The sequence below is a fragment of the Mesorhizobium sp. M0140 genome (assembly GCF_040322475.1).
Classification (GTDB): domain Bacteria; phylum Pseudomonadota; class Alphaproteobacteria; order Rhizobiales; family Rhizobiaceae; genus Mesorhizobium.
Genome location: NZ_JAMYTM010000015.1, coordinates 24,307 through 44,091, shown reverse-complemented (window position 1 = coordinate 44,091; position 19,785 = coordinate 24,307). Strand labels below are relative to the sequence as shown.

The following is a 19,785-nucleotide window of genomic DNA, read 5'->3' as shown; positions in this document are numbered from 1 at the left end:
GTGAAACGGTTTTCCCGGGAAAAGCGCATAGCGCTTTCCCTTGGGAATTGCGGAAACGAACAGCCTTACTGGACGAGCAGCAGCGTGCCGTTCTCGACCTGGTATTTGTCGAGCCGGTTGAGGAAGCTCATGCCGATCAGATTGGTGCGCAGCGCCCTGTCGTCGAGCACGATGGTCTGGACGTCATTGACCGTGACGTTGCCGATCTGCAGGCGGTCGATCATGGCCACGGCCGCCTTGATGGTGCCGTTGGCGGTGTTGACCTCGTGGCTGAAGTCCGAAGCGTTCAGCGACAAGCCGATCCTGCGCGCCGTCGAAATGTTGATGGCGACCAATGTCGCGCCGGTGTCGATCATGCCGTCGATCTGACGTCCGTTGAACTTGAAAGCCGATGAGAAATGTCCGCGCTCGTCAGCCGCGACGACCACCTTGCGGCCCATCGGCAGCGGTGCCGCGGGCTTGTTGGGCATCGATGCCAGATTGACGTCTGGTTGGGCTTCGACCGCTTGTTTGCCCGGCACCGCCGACCTCAGCAGGTTTTCGACGAGTTGCGGATTGGACTGATACACAATCGGTATCGATGCCGATGAACCGGCGAAAACGGCAAGGATGAGAAGTTTGCGCAGCATGGATCGGCCTCGCCGCATGACCCCGAAAATCGGGATCGATTTTCGGAAAGGCTCATGCGCAAAATCAAAGTGCTACAGCGCCCTTTGCGCGTCCGAAATGGACGCGCGGCGCCGTAGTGACAGCCGATCGTTAGACCCGGATGGTGTTTGCCGCTTTAACGCGCGCCAAAACCGCGCCTTTGCGTAAACATTTGGTAAATCGGACCAGGCGACTTCGCCTGATATTACTTGGTCCCGTACATGCGGTCGCCGGCGTCGCCAAGGCCGGGCATGATGTAGCCCTTCTCGTTGAGCTGGCGGTCGATCGAAGCGGTGAAGACGGGAACGTCCGGATGCGCCTTGATGAAGCGCTCGATGCCTTCGGGCGCCGCCAGCAGGCAAAGGAAACGGATGTTGGTGGCGCCACGCTCTTTCAGCTTGTCGATCGCCGCGATCGCCGAATTGGCGGTCGCCAGCATCGGATCGACGACGATCACCAGCCGGTCGGCGAGGTCGCTCGGCGCCTTGAAGAAATATTCGACCGCTTCCAGCGTTTCGTGATCGCGGTAGAGACCGACATGGGCGACGCGGGCCGCCGGAACCAGGTCGAGCAGGCCTTCCAGCAAGCCGTTGCCGGCGCGCAGCACCGAGGCGAAGACCAGCTTCTTGCCCTCAAGCGTCGGCGCTTCCATGGTTTCCATCGGCGTCTCGATGGTCGTCGTCGTCAGTTCGAGGTTGCGGGTGACCTCGTAGCCGAGCAGCAGCGAGATTTCGCGCAGCAGCCGGCGAAAGCCGGCCGTCGAGGTTTCCTTCTTGCGCATGATGGTCAGCTTGTGCTGGACAAGCGGGTGGTCGACGACGGTGACGCCCTTCATGGTGTTCTCCTGATGCCTGCGCCCGAAAGTGCGCGCATAGTCCTTTCGGACGCGCCGCGCTTCAAGCTGCCTGGGCGAACCCTAGCGACAATGCGCCGGCCAAGGAACCGCTTGGCCCGCACCGACCACAGCTTTGTCGGCAGAAATCAGCGTGCCGCGCTGTTCAACCGGGCAAGAAGCGCGGTCTTGGTCTTTTTGTCGACGAAAGCGGCCTCGATGGCGGTGCGGGTAACGGCGGCCAGCGCCTTTTCGTTCATCGAGAAATGCTCGGCGGCAATGTCGTATTCGCGCTTCAGCGAGGTCCAGAAATACGGCGGATCATCGGAATTGAGCGTCACCTTGCAGCCTGCCGCCTGCAGGGACGGAAACGGATGGTCGGCAAAACTGTCGAACACCTTGAGCGCGATGTTGGAGCCGGGGCAGCATTCCAGCACGACGCCCTCGTCGGCGATGCGCCGGACGAGGTCCGGGTTCTCGATGGCGCGCACGCCATGGCCGATGCGGGACGGACGGATATGATCGAGCGCCGCCTGGACGGTCTCCCAGCCCGTCAGTTCGCCGGCATGGATGGTGATGCCGAGCCCGGCTTCGCGGGCGATCTCGAAAGCCCTGACATAGTCCTCCATATCGCCGATGCGCTCATCGCCGGCAACGCCGAAACCGGTGACCAGCGGATGCCCGCAGCGCGCCGCGAAGCGCGCCGCCTGCTCGATCGACTCGACGCCGACATGGCGCACGCCGGTAACGATCATGCGGCCCTCGATGCCGGTCTTGGCCTTGGCGCGGGCCATGCCTTCGCCGAGCGCATCGGTATAGGCTTTCGGCGACAGCCCGGCCTTTTTCGCGTGGTCCGGCGAGGTGAACACTTCGGAATAGATGGCGCCATCGCGAGCGAGACTGGTCAGATAGTGGTCGGCCAGCCGCGCATAGTCCTCCTCGGTCCGGAACAGATCGGCGGAAAAATCATAAGCCGCCAGGAAGGAGGTGAAATCGTGCCAGACGAAGGAACCGTTCTGGATATAGGGCGAGGTGTCCTTGCCGTATTTCTGCGCCTGGCGGACGACGAGTTCGGGCGCCGCTGCCCCTTCGATGTGGCAGTGCAGTTCCGCTTTCAAAGGCATTCAATCATCCCGTCGGTCCGTCCAGGTCTCGAAAACCCGCCACCTGGAAGCGCGGCTGAACACCGCGCCTTAAACAATAGCGCCCGCACCATCGATCGGCTATGGTCCCGCCGGTTTTATGACGGATCAAAAAAATGTCAGTTGAGAGAACCACGGCCGCGGGCGGCATGGAAACCTCCTATGGTTTCAAGCGTGTAGGGGCTGGCGACAAGCAGTCCCTGGTCAACGATGTTTTCCACAAGGTCGCCAACCGCTACGACCTGATGAACGATCTGATGTCGGCCGGCCTGCACCGGCTGTGGAAGGACGCCATGGTCACCTGGCTCAATCCTCCCAAAAGGATTGGTTGGCGCGTGCTGGACGTTGCCGGCGGCACCGGCGACATCGCCTTCCGCATCGTCGATGCCAGCCACGGCAATGCCCATGCCACCGTGCTCGACATCAATGGCTCGATGCTGGCTGTCGGCCGCGACCGGGCCGGAAAGAAAGGCCTGTCCGGCAACACCGATTTCGTCGGGGCCAATGCCGAGGAACTGCCCTTCCCTGATGCCACATTCGATGCCTACACTATCGCTTTCGGCATCCGCAACGTACCGCGCATAGAGGCGGCCTTGGGCGAAGCGTTTCGCGTGCTGAAGCCCGGCGGGCGCTTCCTGTGCCTGGAATTTTCCGAGGTCGAGATGCCGCTGCTCGACAAGGCCTATGAAGCCTGGTCGTTCAACGCCATCCCCAAGATCGGCAAGATGGTCACTGGCGACGGCGAGCCCTATTCCTATCTGGTCGAATCGATCGCCAGGTTTCCCAATCAGCAGAATTTCGCGACGATGATTTCCCGCGCCGGCTTCGACCGCGTTTCCTTCCGCAACTATTCCGGCGGTATTGCAGCACTTCATTCGGGCTGGAAGCTTTGAGGCCGGACCGCATTTCTCATAATCGACGCGTGCTATGCCGGTTCAAAGAGCCGGCAGGATTGGCGCTGCCATGAGCAATGTCAGTGCAGGATTCCGGCTCGTAAGGGCCGGCTGGGTGCTGGTCCGCGAGGGTGTCGTCGCCGCTCTGCCGGGTGAGGAACTGTCCGGCCTGCCGAAGTTCGGATGGCGGATGGCGCGGCTGCTCACCCGCCGCCGCGCGCTGGCCTATGAGCGCAGCGACCGGCTGGCCAAGGCGGTCGTCCGGCTCGGTCCATCTTATGTAAAGCTCGGCCAGTTCCTGGCGACGCGGCCCGACGTCGTCGGCAACGACATGGCGCTCGATCTCGCCACGTTGCAGGACAAGATGCACACCTTCCCCCGGGCCGAGGCCATCGCGGCGGTCGAGGCTTCGCTCGGGCGCAAGATCGGCGCCCTCTATACGCAATTCGGCGACCCGGTCGCCGCCGCCTCCATCGCCCAGGTCCATGCCGCCGACGCTCTCCATGACGGCATTGCCACCAAGGTGGCGGTCAAGGTGATCCGGCCAGGCGTGCGCCGCCGTTTTTTCCAGGATCTCGAAAGCTATTTCCTCGCCGCTCGCCTGCAGGAGAAATACATCCCCTCGTCACGCCGGCTGCGGCCGGTCGAGGTCACCCAGACGCTGGCACAGACCACCAAGATCGAGATGGATCTTCGCCTCGAGGCGGCGGCTCTCTCGGAGCTCGGCGAAAGCACCAGGGACGACCCCGGCTTTCGCGTGCCGTCCGTCGACTGGGAGCGCACCGGCCGCGACGTCTTGACCATGGAATGGGTCGACGGTGTCAAGATGAACGACATTGCCGGCCTGGAGGCCGCCGGCCATGAACTGAAGGCGATCGCAGCAAACCTCATCCAGTCGTTCCTGCGCCACACGCTGCGCGACGGGTTCTTCCATGCCGACATGCATCCGGGCAATTTGTTCGTCGAGGCAAACGGCACCATCGTTGCCGTCGATCTCGGCATTGCCGGCAGGCTCGGCAAGAAGGAGCGCCGCTTCCTCGCCGAAATTCTCTATGGCTTCATCACGCGCGACTATCTGCGTGTCGCCGAGGTCCATTTCGAGGCCGGCTATGTGCCGCGCCAGCACAATGTTGCAGCCTTCGCGCAGGCGATCCGGGCCATCGGCGAGCCGATCCATGGCCAGCCGGCCGAGACCATCTCGATGGCCAAGCTTCTGACGCTGCTGTTCGAGGTCACCGAACTCTTCGACATGGCGACGCGGCCCGAATTGATCCTGTTGCAGAAGACCATGGTGGTGGTCGAGGGCGTGGCGCGCACGCTCGACCCGGCCTTCAACATGTGGAAGACGGCCGAGCCGGTGGTCGGCGACTGGATATCAGGCAATCTTGGGCCGCGTGGCATGATGATCGATGCGCGTGACGGCGCCAGGGCGCTGCTCACGCTGGCCCGCCAGATTCCCGAGCTTGCGGCGCGCACCGACCGGCTGTCGCGCGAGATCGACCTGATGGCCGAGCACGGCCTGCGCTTCGACGAAACCACCGCCCACGCCATTGGCAAGGCCGAGGCGCGCTACAGCCGCTCCGGCCGCTGGGCACTGTGGGTCATCGCGCTGACGCTCGTCTATATCGCCTGGAAGATCATCTGAGTGCATGCAATGACAGCAATGCTGTCATTGCATGCACGCTGCTTGTTGCCTATATTAAGCGGCATGGAGCAAGACCATGAGCACGATAACAGTCCGCAACCTTGACGACAACGTGAAGCAGGTGCTCCGCGAGCGCGCCGCCGCGCGCGGCGTTTCGATGGAGCAGGAAGTGCGGGATGCCTTGCGTGAGGCGGCAATCCCAAAAACCAGGCTTGAGAATGGGGCGTGGCGACTGAAGGCTTCCCGTGACGAAATCTTGGCGCTCGGGCGGAAGCTGGAACGCCCTTTTGATCTCAAAGCGATTACTGACCATATGTGGGACGAGGGACTTCTGTGACAGTCGCGGTCGATACCTCGGCGTTGATCGCAATCCTTGGCGCGGAGCCGGATGCCGCTGCATTCGTCGACGTTTTCGGTACCTCATCTGTTGCACTGGTAAGCGCAGCGACGCTGCTGGAGGCGCATTGTGTCGCGAGCCGGTCGAGTGATGGCGTTAACGTCAACGAACTCAAACTGCTAATCGATCTTCTCGAGTTGACGGTAGTTCCTTTTGATTTAGCGCAGCTTGAAGTCGCACGGCTTGCCTACTCTCTCTATGGCCGTGGATCTCATCATCGTGCTGATCTCAACATGGGCGACTGTTTCGCTTACGCCTTGGCCAAGACGCGAAACCTGCCGCTGCTTTTCAAGGGTAATGATTTCATCCATACCGATATCGAACCGGCGCTGAAGCCGGCATGACACTGGACAGGAACTGGTCTCAGGCATGAGCCTCTCCGGCAAGCGCATCCTGCTCATCATTGGCGGCGGCATCGCCGCCTACAAGGCGCTCGATCTGATCCGCCGGCTGCGCGAGCGTGGTGCGGCGGTGCGGGTGATCATGACATCGGCGGCACAGGAATTCATCACCACGCTGTCGGCCGGCGCGCTCTCCGCCGACCATGTCTTTACCGAACTGTTCGACCGCCAGGACGAGCACGATGTCGGCCACATCAGGCTGTCGCGCGAGGCCGATCTGCTGGTGGTGGCGCCCGCCACCGCCGACCTGATGGCCAAGCTCGCAAACGGCCACGCCAACGATCTGGCCTCCACGGTGCTCATCGCCACGGACAAGCCGGTGTTGATGGCGCCGGCCATGAACACCAGAATGTGGGCGCATCCGGCCACCCGCCGCAATCGCGCGACGCTGCAGAAGGACCGCGTCACCTTCGTCGGTCCGGCCAGGGGTGAGATGGCCGAAAGCAATGAAGCCGGCGAAGGCCGCATGGCCGAGCCGCTGGAGATCGTCGCCGCCATCGAGGCACTGCTCGACGTCGGCCCGAAGTCGCTGTCGGGGCGCAAGATCATCGTCACCTCCGGCCCGACGCATGAGCCGATCGACCCGGTGCGCTACATCGCCAACCGTTCGTCCGGCAAGCAGGGCCATGCCATAGCGGCAGCGCTGGCCAGGCTCGGCGCCGATGTGCACCTCGTCTCCGGCCCTGTCGGCATTGCCGATCCGGCTGGCGTGAAGACCATCCATGTCGAACGTGCGCAAGAGATGCGGGACGCGGTGGAACAGCTCCTGCCCGCAGACGCGGCGGTGTTCGTCGCCGCCGTGGCCGACTGGCGAACCGAGAATTCAGCCGGTGAGAAGATCAAGAAGGTCGCCGGCGAAGGGCCGCCGGTGCTGCGCATGGTCGAGAATCCCGACATTCTCGCCGGCGTCGGCCATCACAGCCAGCGACCCGGCCTGGTTATCGGCTTCGCCGCCGAGACGCAGGATCTCCTGCGCAACGCCGAGGCCAAACTCAAGAAAAAAGGCGCCGATCTCATCGTCGCCAACGACGTGTCGCAGGGAAGCGGCGTCGGTTCTTCGGGCGTGATGGGCGGCGATCGCAACCGGGTGCGGATCGTGTCAAAGGCTGGCGTCGAGGAATGGCCGGAGATGAGCAAGGATGATGTGGCGGCGCGGCTCGCCGCCCTGATCGCCGAAAGGCTTAAAACGATCGTCGTTTGAGCTGAAAGACGTTCTGCTGCAGTGACGCACCGCCCTGCCGCGAGACGGCATTCAGGCGGCGCGCTTTAAGTCCTGCGGCTCTACATCAATTGGTCAAAAGCTCGGCGGTCCGGGCAAGCGCGCCGGCGAAGCCGTTGAGCGGAATGGAAAAGCTCACCGCTTGTCCGGTGTCTGCCGCGAAAGCGTCGATCTTCAGTGTGGTGCCTGATTTCAGCAGTGGCGTGACAGTCGCATCGAACACCACCGGCACCAGACAGCCGACGACCTGGCAGGTGTTGAACGCCAGGCTGCCGTCCAGCTTCTGATCGTCGATGGTCAGGCTGACCCCCTTGGCCAGCGCCAGGCCGAACGGCAACGCAAGCGTGCCCGTGGCATCCTCGCCGGTCTTGCTCGACAGCTCTATCGCCAGCAGCCGCTGATTGCTTTGCTTGTTGAATTGCTGATGCGACAGGCTGCAGGTCTTGGCCGTGCCCGATATCTGGCAATTGACCGTCCAGTCGCCGTGGGTTTCAGACAGTGCCGACGCGCCGCCGGGCAACTGCGGCGCATCCGCGGCAGCGGGTGCCGCGACCGCCCTGTCGCTCTTGGTTTGTGCCGCCACGGCCGCCACGCCGACGGTGCAGGCAACACCCAGCATCGCCACGAAATGCGCGTACTTCCTCATCAAGATCCCTCCCGCCCGGCTCCGCCTCGGGCCAGCTAGAAACTGACCTTGAGAGACGCGCTGATCGCGTTCTGTTTAACCGTTTCGCCGAAGGCGCCATTATACCTGACGGACATGCCGACGCCATTGACGCCATTCAGCTCAAGGCCGGCGCCGACCCGATAGAGCGGCGAATCGACGGCCTCCGTCAAGTGCAATGCGGGGTTGCCAGGCAGATTCTCCGCCGCCGCGAAGCGACCTTCGGGGGTGACAAGCAGATTTGGTCGCTCGACCCGCTGGCCATGGCATCGCCGCGCAAACGTCCTATATCAGTGGGCAGAGTTTTTTGCGCGGGAATGAGCGAATGTCGGCACTTCGGCCATCAACGATCTTCACAGTGGCAATGCTGGCCACGGCAGTGCTGGCGGGCGTTTGCCTGCCGGCTTCCGCACAAGCGCTCAATTCCGCTACCGGCAACAATGCGCTGATCCGGCAGAACGACCTGCAAATCCTGCAAAACAGGATACAGCGGCAGCAATATCAGCAGCAACAGCGGCAGTACCGCGCCCAGGACCGCCAGATCGTTCAGCAACCGCCCCCGGTCGTGCAGCAGCTCAAGCCAAGCTGCCAGACCCAGATAATCGGCACCACCGCCGTGAGCAATTGCCGCTGACAACAAGGCCTTTTTCATTTATTTAGCCGACTTAGGTATTTCGAGTGTCTTTCGGCATATGCGAAAGTTTTGGCGGCACATGCGAAAGTTTTGGTTTTGCAACGACGCCTTGTCGCGCTATGCGGCATTGCATCGACTGGATTGACGAATGGCAGCCACCAAGAAGAAAGCCGTACGCAAGGCAAAAAAGGGCGAAAGAATCCGCCAGGTGGCGGCTGTTCCCTTTCGGCTGATCGCGCGCGGCGACATCGAGGTCATGCTGGTTACGTCGCGCACCACCAGGCGCTTCATCGTACCCAAGGGCTGGCCGATGAAGGGCAAGAGCGGGCGCAAGGCGGCCACCATCGAGGCGCAGGAGGAAGCCGGCGTACTCGGCAAGACGCTGAAGCAGCCGGCAGGCACCTATTCCTACTGGAAGCGGCTGGCCAATCGCTTTGTCCGCGTCGACGTCATCGTCTATCTGCTCGAGGTAACGGAGGAACTGGCCGATTGGCAGGAAGCCAAACGACGCCAGCGGGCCTGGCTGGCGCCGGCCGACGCGGCCATGCTCATCGACGAGCCGGATCTTTCAACGTTGGTGAAAACGCTGAAGCTTCCTCAGCCTATGCAGGTGGACCAGGCGTAAAGCCTCACTCGCCAGGCTCATCGCTTTCGGGAAACGGCCGCACCGGCGTGCCGGTATAGGCCCACAGCCACTCGCGCGGCAGCGGCCCTTTGTTTCGCTCGGCCTGCTGCGACTGCTCCCAGGCATGCGCCAGGATGCCGACCGAACGCGACAGCACGAAAAGCCCGCGCGTCAGCGGCGGTGGAAAGCCGAGTTCGCCATAGATGACGGCGGTGGCGCCATCGATGTTGAGCGGTATCTTTTTCCCCTTGCGCCGCGCGACGTCCGCCTCGATCGCTTCTGCAATATCGGCGAAACGTCCATTGACGGCACCGCGTGCGGCAAATTCGCGGGTCAGTTCCAGCAAGCGCGGCGCGCGCGGGTCGACGGGATGGAAGCGATGTCCGAGCCCCGGCACATAGCCCTTCTCCTCGGCGAAGAACCGGTCGAGCCGCGCGGAGACTGCTTCATTCAGCGTCATCCCGGCATCGATCGCCCCAGCAATGTCACCATAGAAGGAAAGCGCCTGCTCGCCGGCGCCACCGTGCACGTCGCCGAGAACGTTGATGGCCGAGGCCATGGCGCTGTTGATACCGACGCCGCAGGTTGCAGCCATGCGCGCGATGGCGATCGATGGCGCCTGCGGTCCGTGGTCGACGGCGGCAGCCAAGCCAATGCCGAGCAACTCTGCCTGGTCCTCGCTGGGCAGTTCGCCGCGCAGCATCAGCCAGATGACAGCCGGGAAGCTGACGCGGCCGATCAGATCCTGGATCTCGTAGCCGCGCAGCCGGATGACACCAGGCCGCATCTCGATGATGTCGGTCTGCCACCATTCCTCGCCGCGCTCACGGCCTGTCTTCTTCTCCGTGCCGCTCATGCGCTTGCCTTTGTCTTGGCGCGCGGTGGCAGGTCGGCGAACACCTCGCCCATATGTTCGCCGAGCGCCGGCGGCGGCTTTGTCGGCAAGGGCGCCTCGCCATCGACCATGAAGCCGCCGCGCAGAACGGTCAGCGGCTTGTCCATGCCAGCCACATCGTCGAAATTCGCGGTCACCTGGCGTTCGAGGACTTGCGGCTCGGCCAGCACTTGCGGGATCGTCAGCACCCTGCCGGCAGGCACGCCGGCGCGATTGAGCATCTCTTCCCAGGCCGCAGCCGGCGCGCCCGCCAGGGCGTGCTCGATCTCGACTTTAAGCGCCGCACGGTTGCGCTTGCGCGTCTCGCGCTCGGCAAAGCGGGCATCCAAGGCCAGTTCCGGCCGGCCGATCAGCCGGCACAGCGTCACGAACTGTTCCTGCTTGTTGGCGGCGATATTGATGAGCCCGTCGCCGGTGCGAAACGCACCGGAGGGTGCCGCCGTCATGTTCTCATTGCCCATCGGCTTGGGGTCGATGCCTGCGGTCAGATAGTTGGAAACCGGCCAGCCAAGCGCGGAAAGTGTGCATTCGAGCATCGAGACGTCGAGAAAGGCACCCTCGCCGCTCGTCTTCTGCCGCACCAGCGCCGAGGTAATGGCGAACGCGCCGACCAGTCCGCCAAGCGTGTCGGCGACGGGATAACCGACCCGCAGCGGCGCCGTTTCCGGTGTGCCGGTGATGCTCATGATCCCCGACAGGCCCTGGATGATCTGGTCATAGGCGGGATTGTCGCGCATCGGCCCGGTCTGGCCGAAACCCGTTATCGCGCAGTAGACGAGGCCCGGACGGACCGTCTTCAGCGCCTCGTAGCCAAGCCCCAGCCGATCCATCACACCGGGGCGGAAATTCTCCACCAGTGCGTCGGCGCTGGCCACCAGATCGAAAAAGCGCTCGCGATCGGCTTGCTTCTTGAGGTCGAGCACAACCGACCGTTTGCCGGCGTTCTGCGCCAGGAACGATGCGCCCATGCCGGCGCTGTTCAGCTTTGGCGAGCCGCCGAGCTGGCGGGCCAGGTCGCCGCCTTGCGGCGCCTCGACCTTGATCACGTCGGCGCCGAGCAGCGCCAGCTGATAGGCGCAGTAGGGACCGGCCAGCACATTGGTCAGGTCGAGGACGCGGATACCGGAAAGCAGTTCTGTCATGGCACCATGGATCGATCAGGCATCGCCGGGCACATGCTCCGGTCCGCGCCGACGCCGATGCTCGATGAAGGCCCAAATATGCGGGCCGGCGAGGCCGATGAAGGCGAGCGTCAGCAGCGTCAGCGACAGCTTGTGGGTGTAGAACACCGACCAGTCGCCATTCGAGATGGTCATCGCCCGGCGGAACTGGGTTTCGGCGAGCGGCCCAAGGATCATACCGATAATGACAGGCGCGGTCGGGAAATCGAACCGCCGCATCAGGAAACCGGCCGCTCCCAGCAGATAGAGGATGACGAGGTCGATGGGCGACTGCGAAATACCATAGGTGCCGACCGTCGCGAACACCAGGATGCCGGCATAAAGCTGCGGCGCCGGGATTTTCAGCAACCGCACCCACAGGCCGATCAGCGGCAGGTTGAGGATGACCAGGATGACGTTGGCGATGAACAGGCTGGCGATCAGCCCCCAGACGAGATCGCCCTGGGTCGTGAGAAGCAGCGGTCCGGGATTGATGCCGTAGCTCTGGAAGGCCGACAGCATGATCGCCGCCGTCGCCGACGTTGGCAGGCCGAGCGTCAGCATCGGCACCAGCACGCCGGCTGCCGAGGCATTGTTGGCGGCCTCGGGGCCGGCAACGCCTTCGATGGCGCCGACCGTGCCGAACTCCTCCTTGTGCTTCGACAGCTTCTTTTCGATAGCGTAGGACAGGAATGTCGGGATCTCGGCGCCGCCGGCCGGCATGGCGCCGATCGGGAAGCCGATCGCAGCGCCGCGCAGCCAGGGTTTCCACGAACGCCCCCATTCGGCTGCCGTCATGTAGAGCGAGCCCTTCAGCGGCACGATCTCGTCCTTGCCGGCATAGCGGCGCGAGGCCATGTAGAGTGTCTCGCCGACGGCAAATAGGCCAACGGCGGCGATGATGACATCGACGCCATCGAGCAGTTCGTTCGTGCCGAAGGTGAAGCGCGGCTGGCCGGTCTGCAGGTCGACGCCGATCATGCCGATGACGAAGCCGGCGAACAGGCTGGTCAGGCCGCGCACCGACGACGAGCCGAGCACCGCCGAAACGGTGATGAAGGCCAGCACCATCAGCGAGAAATATTCGGCCGGACCGAAGGCCAGCGCGAATTTGACCACCACCGGCGCCAGGAAGGCAACGCCCATCGTGCCGATCGTGCCAGCGACGAACGAGCCGATCGCCGACGTGGCGAGCGCCGCACCGCCACGGCCGGAACGCGCCATCCTGTTGCCTTCCAACGCAGTGACGATGGTGGCGCTTTCGCCGGGCGTGTTGAGCAGGATCGACGTCGTCGAACCGCCATACATGGCGCCGTAGTAGATGCCGGCGAACAGGATGAAGGATGCCTCCGGCGCCACCTGATAGGTGATCGGCAAAAGCAGCGCGATGGTCAGCGCCGGCCCAAGACCGGGCAGCACGCCGATGGCGGTGCCAAGCGTGGTGCCAAGCAGGCACCACAGAAGGTTGACCGGGGTGAAGGCGACCGAGAAGCCATGTGCGAGATGTCCGAGCGTTTCCATGGCGTCAGCCCCTCAACACGGTGATGAACGCATCGATGACCGTGTTCAGCTGGTTCTCGATGAAACCGGCACCGATGTTGACGCCAAGCGCCCTGGCGAAGCCGAAATAGGCGGCCAGCGCCAGGATCAGGCCGAGCACTGCGTCACGCAGTGTGCGCTTGCTGCCGAAGCCGTAGCAGACCAGAACGAACATAATGACCGAGGCGGCGGTAAAGCCGAGCGGCTGGATCAGCACCAGGTTTGCCACCAGCCCGATAACGACGATGCCCATCGCCTTCCAGTCGGTCGGCGTTTCCTTTTCTTCCTCCGGCTGCCAGCCGCCGCGCAGCGCTGCGAGGATGAGCAGCAGCGAAAGCACGATCATGCCGGTCATGGTGATATAGGGAAAGACGGTCGGCCCGACCTTGGAATAGAGCGGCGACACCGGGATCGCCAAGGTCTGCCAGGCTACGGCCCCGGCGCAGGCGAGAAGCCCGACGCCGATCAACAATTCGGGCATGGCAAGGCGCGGGGGCGCCGCCTGAGGGTCGCTGGTGCTCATCGGTGTCCTCCCAAGGTGGCCGGCATCCTCCAGCCGACCGCATCCGCAGTTTCGCCGCATCATATGTCCATGCGGCAGGCGAGATGGGAAGGGGGCGGCACTCTAACCGCCCCCTGAAGACATCAGGCGAGGCCGAGATCCTTGAGGATCGCGGTGATGCGGGCCGTGTCCTCGGTGAGGAATTTTGCGTAGTCGTCGCCAGTCAAAAGGATGGGCGTCCAGTTGCGGTTTTTGCACTCGGTTGCCCATGCATCGCTCTTGGCCATGGTCTCGATCATTGTGACCATCGCCGCCTTGTCGGCGTCGGAAATGCCCGGCGGTGCGAAGACGCCGCGCCAGTTGAACAGCTCGACATCGATGCCGGCCTCCTTCAGCGTCGGCGCATCGATGCCGTCCTGGCGCTTGTCTGCCGAGATGGCGAGCAGCCGCAGCGCGCCCGCCTTGACCTGCTCGGAGAACTCGCCAAAGCCGGAGATGCCGGCCGCGACCTGGTTGCCGAGCAGCGCCGACAATGCCTCACCGCCGCCGGCGAACGGCACGTAGGACAGGTTTGTAGCCGGCACGCCGACCGTCTTGGCAATCAAGCCGAACAGGATGTGATCCGAACCGCCGGCGGAGCCGCCGGCGACGGGAACTTTTGTCGGATCGGCCTTGAGCGCGGCGACGAAATCAGCGGCCGTCTTGAACGGCGATTCCGCCGGCACGACCAAGGCCTCGAACTCGCCGGTGAGGCGGGCGATCGGGGTGACTTGCGTCAGATTGTTCGCGGCCTTGTTGGCAATGATGGCGCCAACCATGACCATGCCGGCAACCATCAGGGAATTGCCTTTGCCGTTCCACTGGCTGATGAATTGCGGCAGCCCGACAGTGCCGCCGGCGCCGCCGACATTGGTGATCTGCGAACCCGAGATGAGCTTTTCACTGCGCAGCACCTGGTCGATCGTGCGCGCCGTCTGGTCCCAGCCACCACCGGGTGCGGCAGGCACGAAGAGCTGTATCTGGGGCGCGCCTTCGGCGAAAGCGGGAGAAAGATGCGACGTCATCAGCCCGGCACCCACGGCTGCGGTGCTCATCAAAAATCTGCGTCTGTTCAGCATGGGGATTCCTCCAAATCACGACACCTCCTCCGGTGCCCGCCAAACGCGCCTGCATCCAGACCCGTCATCGATTTCAAGCAGATGTTACGGAGTTCTGTCAACGGAAACGATATTCTACTGGACAGAACGATTTGGCGGCGCGACAGAGTCGCGTGCTCGGCTTTCTTCAAACTGGAACCGCCATGGACTCGCCAAGCAAATCGGCAAATGGGGAAATAGATCGCACCTCGGCGGACGGTGTTGCCGCGCTTGATCGGGCCATTGCCATCCTCGATGCCTTCACCACGGATGACCGGTCGCTCAGCCTGGCCGAAATCGCGGCGCGCACCGGCCTCTACAAGAGCACCATCCTGCGGCTTGCGAATTCCCTTTTGCGCGGACGATTGCTCGAGCGCCTCGACAACGGGCGCTACCGCGTCGGACCCGCGACCTTTCGGCTCGGTGCGCTCTACCAGCGTTCGGTCGTGGCGGTCGATATCCTGCTGCCGATCATGCGCGATCTTTCCGAGCGAAGCTGGGAGAGCGTTGCCTTCTATGTTCGCTCGGGCGATGTCCGCACCTGTCTCTACCGCGTCGAATCCAAGCACCCGATCCGCTACACGATACGCGAAGGCGACGTATTGCCTTTGCTGCTCGGCTCGGGCGGCCGCGTGCTCGCAGCGTTTTCGGGCCAGCAGGGCGACCCCTACGAGACCATCCGCAAGACCTGCAACTGTCTCGCCGTCGGCGACCGCGATCCCGATACGGGGGGCGTGTCGGCGCCGGTGTTCGGCCCGGGAGGCGTCCTGCTCGGCGCCTTGACCCTGGCTGGGCCCAGCACGCGCGTCGACGCGGCATTTCTGCAGCGCATGAAGCGTCCGCTGCTCGAGGCGGCGGCCCGCGCCACCCGCGCCTTCGGCGAGGACGCCTCCATGCTGGAGCGGGCAAGCCTGGCAGCGGACGCCATGCCGTAGAATGCGTCCCGGTTGGAAGGCTCGCTTCGATCAATTTGACCAGAACCACACGGCGGTTCTTGGCGGGGCCCGCCTCGTCATCATTGCTGGCGACAGGCGCCATCATGCCGGCGCCGGCAGCAGGCAGCCTCGCCGCTCAGGTCACCGCGCCAGCAGGATTGTCGGAGTGTCATGATAGGTGGTCTTCACCACTTCCCGGTAACCGCACTTGGCAGCCACCCTCAGCGAAGCGCCGTTTTCCGGATCGATGATGCAGACGGTCTTCTCGCGCCCGAAAATCACTTCGCCCCACGCCAGGACGCGGGCAACCACCTCGGTGGCGAAGCCCGCCCCGTGCACGGCCGGAACCAGCGCCCACCCGGCCTCGGGAATGCCTTCGATCGATGGTTCCATGTCGCGCTTCAGATCGTGAAACCCGGCCTCGCCGATGAAGCGCCCGGTCGCCTTCTCCTCGATCGCCCAGAAGCCATAGCCGAGCAACGACCACAGGCCGGCGTGACGCAGGAAGCGCATCCAACTCTCTTCGCGCGTGCGCGGCTTGCCGCCGATGAAGCGGGTGACGACGGGATCGGTCCACATCGCGGCATACGCGTCGAAATCGTCCAGCCGGTGTGCCCGCAGGATGGTGCGCTTCGTTTCGATGACAGGGGCGCTGGTCGCTTGTGGATTGTTCATGGGATCTGCCTCGCACGGATCGCCAGCGCTTAGCAAATCGCCGGTGCGGCGCAAGGGGCCAGGGCAACACGGCCCATCATCCAGGCGCCGCTATGGGAATTTTGTGAGACGGTGTTATTTTTCACGGCAGGCTGATTCAACACCCTGCCAGCGCGACTTTTTTCAGGCGCGCATTGGCGCCGTCAAACCCAGGGAAAGAGCATGGATACCACCGATCTTGTGCTTGCGACCTTCCATCATCTGCTGGTGTTTTCGCTGGCGGGAATCATCGGCGCCGAATTCGCCCTGATCCGCGGCGACCTGGGCGTTGCGACACTCAAGAGGCTCGCCGGCATCGACCGCCATTACGGCGTCATCGCCGCGCTGATCATCGTCGTCGGCATCGGCCGCGTCTTCTATGGCCTCAAGGGCTGGGAATTCTACGTCTACAACTGGGTGTTCTGGGCCAAGATAGCGGCGTTCGGCGCTGTCGGCCTGCTGTCGATCATCCCAACCGTCCGCTTCATATCCTGGAACAGGCAGGCGAGCGGCAATGCCTCGTTCCAGGTGCCGGCGGCCGAGCTTGCGTCCGTGAAGACCTACATCCGAGCCGAAGCTTTCATCTTCCTGCTCATCCCGGTCTTCGCGGCGGCGATGGCGCGCGGCTACGGCTACTAGGATAGGGCTGATCAGCAGTTTGCCGTTTGCCTCCGGTTGCAATCTGCTAGCTTGCGCTAGTTGTTGCTTCATCCGCAGGCGGTGCTGAGAGGGACCCCGCGCAGCGGTTGGAGATTGATACACTGGGAGGAGATCACGATGAGAAGATTTGTCGCCACTCTGGCTGCTGCCGCGGCCGTCACGCTTTATGGGTTCACTGCCGGCGCGCAGACCTATCCCGAACGCACCATCACCGTTGTGGTGCCGTTTGCGGCCGGCGGCCCGACCGACACGGTCACGCGCCTCGTCGCCGAAGCGATGTCGAAGGATCTCGGCCAGCAGGTCATCGTCGAAAATGTCGGCGGTGCCGGCGGCACGCTGGGTGCCGGCCGCGTCGCCAACGCCGAGCCTGACGGCTATACGCTGCTGCTCCATCATATCGGCATGGCGACAAGTGCGACACTGTACAGAAAGCTCGCCTACGACACGCTGAACGCCTTCGAATATGTCGGCCTCGTCACCGAGGTGCCGATGACCATCGTCGGCCGCAAGGACCTGGAGCCGACCGACCTCAAGGGGTTGGTGGAGTACGCCAAGGCCAACAAGGATTCCATAACCGTCGCCAATGCAGGCATCGGTGCGGCCTCGCATCTATGCGGCATGCTGTTCATGAGCGCCATCAAGACGCCGCTGGTCACCGTACCCTACAAGGGCACCGGCCCGGCCATGACCGATCTCCTCGGCGGCCAGGTCGACATCATGTGCGACCAGACGACCAACACCACCAAGCAGATCCAGGGCGGCACCATCAAGGCCTATGCCGTCACCTCGCCGGAGCGCCTCGATGTGCTGAAAGACGTGCCCACGACGGTGGAAGGCGGCCTTCCCGAAGTGCAGGTCGGCATCTGGCACGGTCTCTATGCACCCAAGGGCACGCCGGCCGGGATCACCGAACGCCTGTCGAAATCGCTGCAGGTCGCGCTGAAGGACCAGAACGTCGCGGCCCGCTTCGCCGAACTCGGCACCAAGCCGTCGCCCGAGGCCGATGCGACGCCCGCCGCACTGAAGGCCAAGCTGGAAAGCGAGATCGCGCGCTGGAAGCCGATCATCGAAGCCGCCGGCCAGTACGCCGACTGAGGTTTGAACAGGGGCGCCACCAGCGCGCCCCTGTTCGCTCGGCATCCGCTAGCCACTGCGGGCTTGGGAGAACCATCATGAAACCTTTCGCGATCGACAGGGCCAACGGCCTGTGCGCCGCCCTGTTCATCGGTTTCGGCGCATGGTTCGCGCTGCAATCGCTCGGCCTCGAAATCGGCACCGCCTTGCGCATGGGTCCAGGCTATTTTCCGCTGGTCCTGGCGATCGTGCTGATCCTGCTTGGCGCCGTCATTCTCGTCCAGGCCGTACGCGTCGGGGGCGAAGCAATCGGGTATATTGCGTGGCGCGGCATGCTGCTCATCCTGCCTGCTCCGATCTTCTTCGGCCTGACGGTGCGCGGCCTCGGCTTCATCCCGTCGATCTTCCTGACGGCGTTGATCGCGTCGTTTGCCAGCCGCCGCATGAAGCCGTTGACCGCGCTCGTGCTGTCGGCCGGCCTGACATTGTTTGCGTACCTCGTCTTCAGCTACGCGCTCGGCCTGCCGTTCCGCCGCTTCGGCCCGTGGCTGGCCCCCTGGTTGGTGTCGTGAGGCGATGAGCATGGATCTGCTCGACAACCTCGCGCTCGGTTTTTCGACGGCGACGTCGCTGACCAACCTCGGTTTCTGCCTGATCGGCGTCCTTCTCGGCACGCTGATCGGCGTCCTGCCCGGCATCGGCGCCACCGCGACCATCGCCATGCTTTTGCCGATCACCTTCCAGATCGGCGACCCGGTTTCCTCCCTCATCATGCTCGCCGGCATCTATTACGGTGCCCAATATGGCGGCTCGACCACCGCCATTCTCATCAACATGCCGGGCGAATCCTCGTCCGCCGTCACCGCGATCGACGGCTACCAGATGGCCAGGAACGGCCGCGCCGGAGCGGCCCTCGCGATCGCGGCCATCGGCTCGTTCTTTGCCGGCACGGTGTCGACGTTCCTCGTCGCCATCTTTGCCCCGCCGCTGACGGCGATCGCGCTGAAATTCGGCGCGGCCGAGTATTTTTCGCTGATGATCGTCGGCTTGGTTTCGTCCGTCGCGCTCGCCCACGGCTCTATCGTCAAGGCGCTGGCCATGGTCGTGCTCGGCCTGCTGCTCGGCATTGTCGGCACCGACATCTACACCGGCACGCCGCGCTTCACGCTTGGAATCCGGGAATATGCCGACGGATTGAATTTCGTTGCGGTGGCGGTCGGCGTCTTTGGCGTCGCCGAGATCCTGCGCAACCTCGAAAACGAGGATGAGCGTTCCGTGATGATCCGCAAGGTCACCGGCCTTATGCCGACCCGCGAGGACTTTCGGCGCATGGCAGCGCCCATCGTGCGCGGAACAATCATCGGTTCGGCGCTCGGCATCCTGCCGGGAGGCGGCGCGATCCTGGCAGCTTTTGCGTCCTACACGGTCGAAAAACGCGTCTCGAAAAACCCGCAGGAGTTCGGCAAGGGCGCCATCGAAGGCGTCGCCGGACCGGAATCGGCCAACAATGCCGGTGCGCAGACCTCCTTCATCCCGATGCTGACGCTCGGCATTCCAGCCAACCCGGTCATGGCGCTGATGATCGGCGCCATGATCATCCAGGGCATCGTGCCCGGCCCCAATGTCGCGACCGAACAGCCGGCGCTGTTCTGGGGCATCATCGCCTCGATGTGGATCGGCAATCTGATGCTGATCATCCTCAACCTGCCGCTGATCGGGCTTTGGGTGAAGCTGCTGACGATCCCCTACTACGTGCTTTTCCCGATCATCATGGCGTTCTGCTCGATCGGCGTCTACAGCGTCAACAGCAACGTCTACGACCTCTACGCCGTCGCCTTCTTCGGCTTCCTCGGCTACCTCCTGACCAAGCTGCGCTGCGAACCGGCACCGCTGCTGCTCGGCTTCGTGCTCGGCCCGCTGCTCGAGGAAAACCTGCGCCGCGCCATGATCCTCTCGCGCGGCGACCCAAGCACCTTCGTGACGAGACCGATCAGCGCCGGCCTGCTGCTCATCGCGCTCGCCGTGCTCGTCATCGTCTTCCTGCCGGCGGTCAAGAAAAAGCGCGAAGAGGTGTTTGTGGAGGAGAGTTGA

At 63.7% G+C, this 19,785-nt stretch carries 23 protein-coding genes; 11 read left to right on the top strand and 12 right to left on the bottom strand.

Annotation, left to right across the window (positions count from 1 at the left end):
- Positions 1-65: 65 nt before the first annotated feature.
- From NKJ37_RS16835 to NKJ37_RS16825, 3 genes are all read right to left on the bottom strand, one after another.
- Positions 66-629 carry a TIGR02281 family clan AA aspartic protease gene (locus NKJ37_RS16835; protein ID WP_352774407.1) on the bottom strand — a complete coding sequence of 188 codons (564 nt, stop codon included), beginning with the start codon at positions 627-629 and terminating at the stop codon, positions 66-68.
- Positions 630-853: 224 nt separating this feature from the next.
- Entirely contained in the window at positions 854-1,483 is a 630-nt protein-coding gene (gene upp, locus NKJ37_RS16830; RefSeq protein WP_023812571.1) for a uracil phosphoribosyltransferase, read from the bottom strand.
- A 146-nt stretch (positions 1,484-1,629) separates the two neighbouring features.
- A complete protein-coding gene (locus NKJ37_RS16825; RefSeq protein WP_352774405.1) occupies positions 1,630-2,604 on the bottom strand; it encodes an adenosine deaminase in 975 nt (324 codons plus the stop codon).
- A gap of 134 nt (positions 2,605-2,738) precedes the next feature.
- On the opposite strand from NKJ37_RS16825, the gene ubiE reads away from it, so the two are divergent.
- The 5 genes from ubiE to coaBC all read left to right on the top strand — a co-directional run bounded on the left by ubiE (position 2,739) and on the right by coaBC (position 7,159).
- On the top strand, positions 2,739-3,515 hold the full coding sequence (gene ubiE, locus NKJ37_RS16820; RefSeq protein ID WP_352774404.1) for a bifunctional demethylmenaquinone methyltransferase/2-methoxy-6-polyprenyl-1,4-benzoquinol methylase UbiE: 777 nt from the start codon (positions 2,739-2,741) through the stop codon (positions 3,513-3,515).
- Positions 3,516-3,585: 70 nt separating this feature from the next.
- The gene (ubiB, locus tag NKJ37_RS16815; RefSeq protein ID WP_352722324.1) at positions 3,586-5,160 is read left to right on the top strand and encodes a 2-polyprenylphenol 6-hydroxylase; all 1,575 of its coding nucleotides are present in this window, start codon (positions 3,586-3,588) and stop codon (positions 5,158-5,160) included.
- A 76-nt stretch (positions 5,161-5,236) separates the two neighbouring features.
- Positions 5,237-5,497, top strand: a complete 261-nt coding sequence (locus NKJ37_RS16810; RefSeq protein WP_023812567.1) for a FitA-like ribbon-helix-helix domain-containing protein — start codon at positions 5,237-5,239, stop codon at positions 5,495-5,497.
- Positions 5,494-5,901 (top strand): type II toxin-antitoxin system VapC family toxin, encoded by a 408-nt coding sequence (locus tag NKJ37_RS16805; protein ID WP_127290735.1) that lies wholly within the window; start codon positions 5,494-5,496, stop codon positions 5,899-5,901. The genes NKJ37_RS16810 and NKJ37_RS16805 overlap by 4 nt, the downstream gene beginning before the upstream one ends.
- Before the next feature lie 25 nt (positions 5,902-5,926).
- Positions 5,927-7,159, top strand: a complete 1,233-nt coding sequence (gene coaBC, locus NKJ37_RS16800; RefSeq protein ID WP_128303195.1) for a bifunctional phosphopantothenoylcysteine decarboxylase/phosphopantothenate--cysteine ligase CoaBC — start codon at positions 5,927-5,929, stop codon at positions 7,157-7,159.
- An 85-nt stretch (positions 7,160-7,244) separates the two neighbouring features.
- Here the strand turns inward: coaBC and NKJ37_RS16795 are convergent, their stop codons facing one another.
- The 3 genes from NKJ37_RS16795 to NKJ37_RS16785 form a co-directional block, all read right to left on the bottom strand.
- A complete protein-coding gene (locus NKJ37_RS16795; protein WP_128303196.1) occupies positions 7,245-7,823 on the bottom strand; it encodes an invasion associated locus B family protein in 579 nt (192 codons plus the stop codon).
- A gap of 35 nt (positions 7,824-7,858) precedes the next feature.
- Positions 7,859-8,020: a hypothetical protein gene (locus NKJ37_RS16790; RefSeq protein WP_352774401.1), complete on the bottom strand. Its 162-nt coding sequence runs from the start codon at positions 8,018-8,020 to the stop codon at positions 7,859-7,861.
- A 164-nt stretch (positions 8,021-8,184) separates the two neighbouring features.
- Positions 8,185-8,493, bottom strand: a complete 309-nt coding sequence (locus NKJ37_RS16785) for a hypothetical protein (protein WP_164892879.1) — start codon at positions 8,491-8,493, stop codon at positions 8,185-8,187.
- Between the two features lie 130 nt (positions 8,494-8,623).
- Between NKJ37_RS16785 and NKJ37_RS16780 the strand changes: the two genes are divergently transcribed.
- Positions 8,624-9,100: an NUDIX hydrolase gene (locus tag NKJ37_RS16780; protein ID WP_352774399.1), complete on the top strand. Its 477-nt coding sequence runs from the start codon at positions 8,624-8,626 to the stop codon at positions 9,098-9,100.
- 4 nt (positions 9,101-9,104) lie between these two features.
- Here the strand turns inward: NKJ37_RS16780 and NKJ37_RS16775 are convergent, their stop codons facing one another.
- The 5 genes from NKJ37_RS16775 to NKJ37_RS16755 all read right to left on the bottom strand — a co-directional run bounded on the left by NKJ37_RS16775 (position 9,105) and on the right by NKJ37_RS16755 (position 14,314).
- Complete coding sequence (locus NKJ37_RS16775; RefSeq protein WP_352610207.1) at positions 9,105-9,956, bottom strand: citryl-CoA lyase; 852 nt, start codon at positions 9,954-9,956, stop codon at positions 9,105-9,107.
- Positions 9,953-11,137, bottom strand: a complete 1,185-nt coding sequence (locus NKJ37_RS16770; RefSeq protein ID WP_352774398.1) for a CaiB/BaiF CoA transferase family protein — start codon at positions 11,135-11,137, stop codon at positions 9,953-9,955. Before NKJ37_RS16770 ends, NKJ37_RS16775 begins: the two co-directional genes overlap by 4 nt.
- Positions 11,138-11,152: 15 nt before the next feature.
- Positions 11,153-12,676, bottom strand: a complete 1,524-nt coding sequence (locus tag NKJ37_RS16765; protein WP_023812558.1) for a tripartite tricarboxylate transporter permease — start codon at positions 12,674-12,676, stop codon at positions 11,153-11,155.
- Between the two features lie 4 nt (positions 12,677-12,680).
- A complete protein-coding gene (locus NKJ37_RS16760; protein WP_127290747.1) occupies positions 12,681-13,217 on the bottom strand; it encodes a tripartite tricarboxylate transporter TctB family protein in 537 nt (178 codons plus the stop codon).
- 122 nt (positions 13,218-13,339) lie between these two features.
- Positions 13,340-14,314 (bottom strand): Bug family tripartite tricarboxylate transporter substrate binding protein, encoded by a 975-nt coding sequence (locus NKJ37_RS16755; RefSeq protein WP_128303197.1) that lies wholly within the window; start codon positions 14,312-14,314, stop codon positions 13,340-13,342.
- A 182-nt stretch (positions 14,315-14,496) separates the two neighbouring features.
- Here NKJ37_RS16755 and NKJ37_RS16750 point away from each other — a divergent pair, with 182 nt between their 5' ends.
- Positions 14,497-15,267: an IclR family transcriptional regulator gene (locus NKJ37_RS16750; RefSeq protein WP_352554948.1), complete on the top strand. Its 771-nt coding sequence runs from the start codon at positions 14,497-14,499 to the stop codon at positions 15,265-15,267.
- 141 nt (positions 15,268-15,408) lie between these two features.
- Here NKJ37_RS16750 and NKJ37_RS16745 read toward each other — a convergent pair whose 3' ends face one another.
- A complete protein-coding gene (locus NKJ37_RS16745) occupies positions 15,409-15,942 on the bottom strand; it encodes a GNAT family N-acetyltransferase (RefSeq protein ID WP_352440876.1) in 534 nt (177 codons plus the stop codon).
- A gap of 201 nt (positions 15,943-16,143) precedes the next feature.
- Between NKJ37_RS16745 and NKJ37_RS16740 the strand changes: the two genes are divergently transcribed.
- The 4 genes from NKJ37_RS16740 (at position 16,144) to NKJ37_RS16725 (ending at position 19,785) form a co-directional block, all read left to right on the top strand.
- Positions 16,144-16,599, top strand: coding sequence for a DUF2214 family protein (locus tag NKJ37_RS16740; RefSeq protein ID WP_352440874.1), 456 nt, complete (start codon positions 16,144-16,146; stop codon positions 16,597-16,599).
- Between the two features lie 138 nt (positions 16,600-16,737).
- Positions 16,738-17,715, top strand: a complete 978-nt coding sequence (locus tag NKJ37_RS16735) for a tripartite tricarboxylate transporter substrate-binding protein (RefSeq protein WP_352440873.1) — start codon at positions 16,738-16,740, stop codon at positions 17,713-17,715.
- Positions 17,716-17,792: 77 nt separating this feature from the next.
- Positions 17,793-18,266, top strand: coding sequence for a tripartite tricarboxylate transporter TctB family protein (locus tag NKJ37_RS16730; protein WP_352774395.1), 474 nt, complete (start codon positions 17,793-17,795; stop codon positions 18,264-18,266).
- Positions 18,267-18,276: 10 nt separating this feature from the next.
- Positions 18,277-19,785, top strand: a complete 1,509-nt coding sequence (locus tag NKJ37_RS16725) for a tripartite tricarboxylate transporter permease (RefSeq protein WP_023812550.1) — start codon at positions 18,277-18,279, stop codon at positions 19,783-19,785.